At 73.1% G+C, this 6,822-nt stretch carries 6 protein-coding genes; 3 read left to right on the top strand and 3 right to left on the bottom strand.

What is annotated here, in order from left to right:
• Nucleotides 1-96: 96 nt before the first annotated feature.
• Together ABZ806_RS02135 and ABZ806_RS02130 are read right to left on the bottom strand one after the other, a co-directional pair.
• Entirely contained in the window at nucleotides 97-1,548 is a 1,452-nt protein-coding gene (locus ABZ806_RS02135; RefSeq protein ID WP_500214771.1) for a flavin-containing monooxygenase, read from the bottom strand.
• A 54-nt stretch (nucleotides 1,549-1,602) separates the two neighbouring features.
• Nucleotides 1,603-1,767 carry a hypothetical protein gene (locus ABZ806_RS02130; protein ID WP_500214770.1) on the bottom strand — a complete coding sequence of 55 codons (165 nt, stop codon included), beginning with the start codon at nucleotides 1,765-1,767 and terminating at the stop codon, nucleotides 1,603-1,605.
• 16 nt (nucleotides 1,768-1,783) lie between these two features.
• Between ABZ806_RS02130 and ABZ806_RS02125 the strand changes: the two genes are divergently transcribed.
• Genes ABZ806_RS02125 through ABZ806_RS02115 form a run of 3 tightly spaced genes read left to right on the top strand, consistent with a single transcriptional unit; the run spans nucleotide 1,784 to nucleotide 6,146 of the window.
• Nucleotides 1,784-3,436 (top strand): DUF4132 domain-containing protein, encoded by a 1,653-nt coding sequence (locus ABZ806_RS02125; RefSeq protein WP_500214769.1) that lies wholly within the window; start codon nucleotides 1,784-1,786, stop codon nucleotides 3,434-3,436.
• Nucleotides 3,436-5,754 (top strand): DUF4132 domain-containing protein, encoded by a 2,319-nt coding sequence (locus ABZ806_RS02120; RefSeq protein ID WP_500214767.1) that lies wholly within the window; start codon nucleotides 3,436-3,438, stop codon nucleotides 5,752-5,754. The genes ABZ806_RS02125 and ABZ806_RS02120 overlap by 1 nt, the downstream gene beginning before the upstream one ends.
• Nucleotides 5,754-6,146 (top strand): hypothetical protein, encoded by a 393-nt coding sequence (locus ABZ806_RS02115; RefSeq protein ID WP_500214766.1) that lies wholly within the window; start codon nucleotides 5,754-5,756, stop codon nucleotides 6,144-6,146. The genes ABZ806_RS02120 and ABZ806_RS02115 overlap by 1 nt, the downstream gene beginning before the upstream one ends.
• Here ABZ806_RS02115 and ABZ806_RS02110 read toward each other — a convergent pair.
• The gene (locus ABZ806_RS02110; RefSeq protein ID WP_500214764.1) at nucleotides 6,143-6,808 is read right to left on the bottom strand and encodes a DNA-binding response regulator; all 666 of its coding nucleotides are present in this window, start codon (nucleotides 6,806-6,808) and stop codon (nucleotides 6,143-6,145) included. The two genes, ABZ806_RS02115 and ABZ806_RS02110, sit on opposite strands and share 4 nt — an antisense overlap.
• Nucleotides 6,809-6,822: the final 14 nt, after the last annotated feature.

Here is a 6,822-nt window from a genome sequence, read left to right as displayed (position 1 = left end):
TAGATCTCGCAATCCACACCGAACCCGGAGGCCCTCCCTCACGCCAAGATCATCGGCAGCATGTCGCCACGTCCACAACCTCTGTGGTCAGTACAACTAGGCCGCGCGCCGGGCGGTGAAGTGCCGCGGATCGGGGCGGCGCGTCGCGCGGCGGTAGGCGAAGGTGAAGCCGGGCCAGTTGTTGACGACCGTGCCGTCGGCCGTCATGTACCAGCTCTGGCAGCCGGCCTCCCAGACGGTCGTGCGCATCCGCTCGCGCATCTCGCGGGTGAACGCGTCCTGCACGTCCGGCCTGACGTCGATCCAGGCGAGGCCCGCCGCGCGCAGCGCCGCCACGCAGCCGAGGACGTACCGGAACTGCGACTCCAGCATGTAGATGATCGAGTTGTGGCCGAGGTTCGTGTACGGGCCGTACAGCAGGAACAGGTTGGGGAAGCCGCTGACCGTGATGCCGAGATGCGCCTGCGCGCCGTCCCGCCACGCCTCGTTCAGCTCCCGGCCGTCCCGTCCAACGATCTTCATGGGGGAGAGGAACTCGGTGGACCGGAACCCCGTCCCGTACACGATGACGTCCACGTCGTAGGCGCGCTTCGCCGTCTCGACGCCGGACGGCGTGATCCGCTCGATCGGGTCGGTGACCAGGTCGACGCCGGGCCGGGCGAGCGCCGGGTAGTAGTCGCTGGAGATCAGGATCCGCTTGCAGCCCATCGGGTAGTCGGGGATGAGCGCGTCCCGCAGCACGGGGTCCCCGATGCCGTCCTTCAGGGTGTTCTTGAACCGGTTCTCCAGCATCGCCATCAGCCTCGGGTACTTGATGAACCCCAGCGCCCGCGCCTCGTAGGCCGCGTAGGTGTAGCCGCGGTTCAGCTCCCACAGCCCCGGGACGCTCCGCATGACGGCCCGCTGCCACGGCCGGTACACCCGGTCCGGCTTGTCGATCACGTACGGCGCGGACCGCTGGAACAGCCGCAGCTCCGCCGCCTCCTTGGCGATCTCCGGGACGAACTGGATCGCGCTCGCGCCCGTCCCGACCACCGCGACCCGCCTGCCGCGCAGGTCGGCGCCGTGGTCCCAGCGGGCGGAGTGGAAGCTCGTCCCGGCGAACGAGCCGCGCCCCTCGATGCCGGGCAGCACGGGCCGGTTCAGCTGCCCGCACGCCGATACCAGGATCCGCGCCTCCAGGTCGCCGCCGGTCGTGGAGACCCGCCAGAGCGCGGCGTCCTCGTCGAACCGCGCCTCGGTGACCTCGGTCCCGAACCGGACCTTCTCCAGCACCCCGTACTTGCGGGCACAGTGCCACAGGTAGTCGAGGATCTCGGCCTGCGGCGGGAACCGGCGCGTCCAGTCGGTCTTGCGCTCGAACGAGAACGAGTACAGGGCGGACGGGACGTCGCACGCCGCGCCCGGATAGGTGTTGTCCCGCCAGGTGCCGCCGAGCCCTTCGGCCTTCTCCAGGATCACCACGTCGCGGACGCCGGCCCGCTGGAGCCGGATCGCCATCCCGATCCCGCCGAATCCGCTTCCGATGATCACCACGCTGTGCGTCATGGCCGTCCCGAACCTCGTTCTACCGCGGTACCCCGAGCCTAGGTGACCATGAGGTCACTGAACAGGTGCCGCGATCGGCCGGTTTCTGTCGGTGCCGTCTGCCAGCATCCCGCCATGCTCCACGACACGCTCGCCGCCGGCCACGAGATCACTGATGGCGGCGATCCTGCGCCGGCTTGGGCGCTGATCACCGGAAACGCCGGGAACCGTCGGTGCCATCTGGAAAGATCACCTCATGTCCGACGACTCCGCCGACCTCCGGGCGCATCTGGACGCGCTCAACGCGCTACGGCCGACCCGCGCGTGGCGGCGCCGCACGCTGGAGCTGCTGGCCGACCCCGCCGCCCGCGACGCGGTGCTGCGCAGGGTGCGCTGGTACGCGACGAAGGAACCGGACCTCGTGGGCGACCGGCCGTTCTCCGACCCGTCGCTGCGCGCCGAGCCGGGCGCCCGCGGCCGGGTGTGGGCCGCCGCGCTGCTCGGCGACCCGGGCGTGGTCCCGCTGCTGGACGTCATCGTGCGCCGCGCCGCCGGGGTGACCCGCGAGTTCGAGCCGTCGGCGAAGCTGGCGGGCGGCGCGGTCAACGCGCTCGGCGAGTTCGCCGACCCGCACGCGCTGGACGTCCTGCGCGGGCTGAGCCGCGACGTCCGCTACCCCGGCCTCGGCCGGCAGATCGCCGCGGCGATCGAGGCCGCGGCGGCCCGCCGCGGCATCACCCCCGCGCAGCTCGTCGAGCGCGGCGTGCCCGCGCACGGCCTCGGCCGGGACGGCTCGCTCGCCCGCGACATCGGCGCCTACCAGGCGGTCCTCGTCATCGACGACCCGCTGGCCGTCAGGCTCACCTTCACCGGCGCGGACGGCCGGCCGCTGCGCACCGTCCCGGGCGCGCTCAAGGTCCCGTTCGCCGCCGAGATCAGGGAGCTGAAGTCGCTGGTGAAGCAGGTCCGCGCGACGCTCGCCGCCGAGCGGACCCGGGTCGAGGCGCTGATGGCGGTCGAGCGCGCCTGGCCGTTCGCCGAATGGTGCCGCTACTACCGCGACCACCCGGTCACCGGCGTGGTCGCCTGCGGCCTGGTCTGGGAGTTCGAGGGACCGGACGGCATCTGGCACGCGGCCACCCCCGGCGAGGGCGGCGTGCTGGTGACGGTGGACGGCCGCGCGCTGCCCGTCCCGCCCGGCGACGCGCGGGTGCGGCTGTGGCATCCGGCGCGGGCGTTCCCCGGCGCGGTGCGGGCCTGGCGCGGCTTCGTCACCGGCAACCGGATGACGCAGTCATTCAAGCAGGCGTTCCGCGAGACCTACCGGCCGTCCCCGGCCGGCGCCGGGCCCGGCCGGGGCTGCGGCGGCATCGACGGCGCGCTGCGGCGCGTCTTCGCCGAGGGGGAGTGGCGGGTCAGCCACCACGACGACACCCGGTTCGAGCGGAAGGTCGCCGGCCGCTGGCGGGAGGTCCGCCCGGCGGACGTGCCGCCGCTGGTGTTCAGCGAGGGGACGCGGGAGGTCGACCTGTTCCTGCGCGTCACCTCGATCACCGAGGAGGAGCCGTTCGGGGAGCCGTCCGCGAGCGCCGAGATCCGCGGGGACGCGCTGCGCCGCGTCCTGCCCGGCACGCGGATCGCCGGCCGCTGCTCGGTCGACGGCCGGTTCCTCCTCGTCCGGGGCGACCTGCGCACCTACAAGATCCACCTGGGCTCGGGCGGGGTGCTGATGGAGCCCGGCAACACCCGGCTGCGGGCCGAGGCGTCCCGCCGGCCGGGACAGAAGGGGCTGTTCCTGCCATTCGAGGACGAGCGGCTCATACAGATCCTCGGCACCGCCTTCCTGCTCGCCGCCGACCACAAGATCACCGACGAGGCCGTGCTGCGGCAGATCAGACGAGGTGCCTGATGGATCTGGCCGGCCGCCTGCTGCGCGCCATGACCGCCCCGGCCCCCGAGGACACCGAGGAGTTCCGCACCTGGTACGCCGAGATGTGGCGGCTCTCCGACACCGAGCTCGGCGGCCTGCTGCCCGTCGCCTACGGGCTGGGCCGCGCGCCGGACCACGTCTCGACCTGCGTCCGGTTCATGGTGGAGGACGAGGTGAGGCAGCGCCAGCCGCGCTTCACACCGGAGGCGTGCGAGCGGATGTTCGCGGCGCTCGTCGACGGCCTGCAGGCCCGGAAATGGGCCGATATCGCCCTCGCCGCGGCGGCGCTGGCACGCTGCCGGGGCGCGTGGCCCGATGTCGCCGATCCGGCGAGCACGCTGGTCGAGTTCCTGCTCGACGGCGAGCGCGACGAGAAGCCCCTCACGCTCCTCGCGGTCGGCGGGCTCGCGGGAGACGCCGTCCTGCGGCGCACCGCGGAACGCCTCCGCCCCGGCAGGACGGGCGAGATCGCGCTCGCCGAGTTCGACGTCGCCGTCGGGCTCGCTCCGAAGGAGCGGATCCTGCTGGCCGAGCTGGGCCGGAGCGGCACCTACGCCTCCCCGCCGCCGCCCCTCCCGGACGCGTGGGAGCGCGTCGCCGCGATCCCCGCCTATGCCCGGTTCGCGAGCCGTGCCCTGGAGACCGCGGCAGCCCGCGCACGCGCGATCCAGGACGGCGAGATCCCCTACCGCGCCGACAAGGCGTTCACCACCGACGAGGTCCAGACGCTCGGCCGCGCCGCGCGGCTCGTGCTGCTCCGGGACGAGCCGTGGCTCCCCGCCTTCTTCGACCGCCTCCTCCCCGACATCGCGATCGCGCCCACCGAGGCGAGGACGCTGCCGTCGCAGGCGCTGCTGTACGAGATCGTCCGGGCCGCGCTGGACTTCCCGACGCCCGAGCTGGTCACCGCGATCCGGGCGGTCCGGCGGGACGTCCGTCACGCGGGCGTGCCCAAGCAGCTCGACAAGATGCTCAAGAAGGCCGACGCGGCCCTCGCCGAGCGCACCGAGGTCGCCCTCCGCCTCCCCGAGCCCGGGGGCCTCCGCCGCGAACTCGGCGACTACACGGCCGTCGTCACCGTCACGGGCAAGGCCGAGCTGACCTTCGAGAAGGACGGCAAGGCGCTGAAAGGCGTCCCGGCACCCGTCCGCCGCGACCACAAGGACGAACTGAAGGAACTGCGCGACCACGTCAAGCGCATCGGCTCGCAGCTCGTCACGCTCGCGCGCGCCCTGGAGGGCGCGTTCACCGCCGACGCGGTCCACCCCTTCGGACGGTGGCGCGACACGCTCGTCCACCACTCGATCGCCGGACCGACCGTGCGCGGCCTGATCTGGGAGATCGAGACCGCCCCCGGCGAGTGGCGGGCCGTCCTGCCCGAGACCGACGGCCTCCCGGACGCCGCCGACGACGCGGCCGTCCGGCTGTGGCATCCGATCAGGTCGGAGCCCGGCGAGGTGCGGGCCTGGCGCGACCTGCTGATCGAGCGGCGGATCCGGCAGCCGTTCAAGCAGGCGTTCCGCGAGATCTACCTGCTCACCCCGGCCGAGGAGGAGACCCGGACCTACTCCAACCGGTTCGCCGCGCACCTCGTCCACTACCGGCGGATGTTCGCCCTGTTCCGGGCGCGCGGCTGGAAGAGCAGCCTGCTCGGCCCGTGGGACGGCGGCGGCTCGGACGAGGCGGAGCGGACCCTCGCGGCGGGGGAGTGGCGGGCCCGGTTCTCGCACGTCCTCGCCGACTGGGAGGGCGAGCAGGAGATCGCCGGCACGAACCGGGTCCTGTTCGACCGCCGCGTCGACGGCTCCTGGCGGAACACGCCGCTGACCGACGTCCCGCCGCTGGTGTTCAGCGAGGCGATGCGCGACGTCGACCTGTTCGTCGGCGTGACGTCGATCGCCGCCGACCCGATGTGGGAGGACGGCGAGGCGCACGAGTACTGGGTCCGCGAGTGGTACGCCGACCTGACCGAATCCACCCGGACCCGCAAGGACGCCCTGGCCCGCGTCCTGCCCCGCACGAAGATCGCCGACCGGTGTGCGATCGACGGCCGGCACCTGGTCGTGCGCGGCGAGCTGCGCACCTACAAGATCCACCTGGGCTCGGCGAACATCGCCATGGAGCCGGACGACGCGTTCCTGTGCATCGTCCCCGAACGCCGCGCCCTCGGCGCCAAGGTGTTCCTGCCCTTCGAGGACGAGCGCCTCGCCCTGATCCTCAGCAAGGCGTTCCTGCTCGCCGCCGACGACAAGATCACCGACGAGTCGATCCGCACGCAGATCAAGAGAGGTGCCTGATGCCCGCCGTGACCTTCCGGGACGAGACCGCGACCGGCGCGCCGGTCGCCGAGGTCCGTATCGAGGCGCTGCCGGAGCGGATGACCGTCCGGGAGCTGATCAGGCTCCGGGTCCGCGAGGAGGTCGCCCGGCACAACGCGCGGCCGTCCGACCGGTTCAACGGCCTCGTCCGCCCCGACGACGCCGAGGCCGAGCTGAACGGCTACCGGCTGCGCGAACCGCGCCGCATCGACTGGGAGCGGCAGGCCGAGATCGCCGAGAAGGCGTTCCTCGCCAACGGGTTCTTCGTCCTCGCCGGCGACCGCCAGGTCGAGGACCTGGACGAGCAGATCGACCTCACCACCGACCCCGACCTCGTCTTCATCAAGCTCGTCGCCCTCGCCGGCGGCTAACCGATCAGGCCGAACTCGTGGGCGCGGATGCCGGCCTGGAAGCGGGTGTCGGCGTCCAGCAGCGTGAGGATCTCCGCGACGCGGCGCCGGTAGGTGCGCAGCGACATGCCGAGCCGCCGCGCCGCCGCCTCGTCCTTCAGCCCGCCGCCGAGCAGCCCCAGGATGCGCCGGCTCTCCCGCGACAGCGCGGGCGGCCGGTCGCGGCGGTACTCGGCCAGCTCCACCGCCGTCTCCCAGGTCGCCCAGTACAGCGACACGACGCCCTTCACCACGCTCGGCGACCGGACGACCGTGTACTCGCGGACCCCGCCCGCGGCCGGGCCCGCGAGGATCGCGACCCGCCGGTCCACGAGGATCGTCTCGTGCGGGATCGGGGCCGGGCAGATCCGCACCCGGAGCCCGGCCCGGGCCAGCTCCACCAGGTGCCGCTCGGACTCCTCGTCCGCGAGCGCCGCCGGGCTGTAGAGCTTGAACGCGGCGGGCGGCGGATCGATCCGGTGCCGCTCGGCGACGAGCCGGTCCCGGAACCCCGGCAGCGCCCACGTCTTCAGGTCCGTCGCGGCGCAGGCGAACTCCTCGCACGCGGAGAACAGCCGCCCGGCGCGCTCGACCAGTTCGACCTCGCCGCGCAGCACGACGTTGCGGTCCAGATCTACGCTCATCACCATCGAGTCTG

Origin of the sequence: Spirillospora sp. NPDC047418 (assembly GCF_040643275.1) — a bacterium.
In the GTDB taxonomy this organism is placed as follows: Bacteria; Actinomycetota; Actinomycetes; order Streptosporangiales; family Streptosporangiaceae; genus Spirillospora.
Note: the sequence above shows the minus strand (reverse complement) of the source record. Positions and strands in the feature narration are given on the sequence as shown.